Source organism: Pseudoalteromonas sp. GW168-MNA-CIBAN-0100 (genome assembly GCF_040309225.1).
GTDB classification, from domain to species: Bacteria; Pseudomonadota; Gammaproteobacteria; order Enterobacterales; family Alteromonadaceae; genus Pseudoalteromonas; species Pseudoalteromonas arctica.
Genome location: NZ_JBEOOL010000648.1, coordinates 1 through 266, shown reverse-complemented (window position 1 = coordinate 266; position 266 = coordinate 1). Strand labels below are relative to the sequence as shown.

1 protein-coding gene is annotated in these 266 nt (G+C 40.6%); it reads right to left on the bottom strand.

Going from position 1 to position 266, the window contains the following annotated elements; genetic code table 11:
• Positions 1–83: 83 nt before the first annotated feature.
• On the bottom strand, positions 84–266 hold a 183-nt coding region (locus AAEY62_RS22835), incomplete at its 5' end, for an efflux RND transporter permease subunit (protein WP_350636707.1).

The following is a 266-nucleotide window of genomic DNA, read 5'->3' as shown; positions in this document are numbered from 1 at the left end:
CGGTAATGCAGTCTATGCCAATTAATATATCAACCACTTCATCTTTTATGTTTGTGGGTACATTTAGGGTAAAAAGTAACTGTTCAGCCATGTTTTTTCTCCAACCAACCATAAAAGATAGGCAGTAAATAAAGTGTTGTAATTGTTGATGTAATTAACCCGCCAACAACCACAATCGCCAATGGCTTTTGAATCTCAGCGCCAGGGCCGGTAGCGAATACCAGTGGCAGTAAACCAAACATTGCGGTTGTGGCTGTCATTAACAC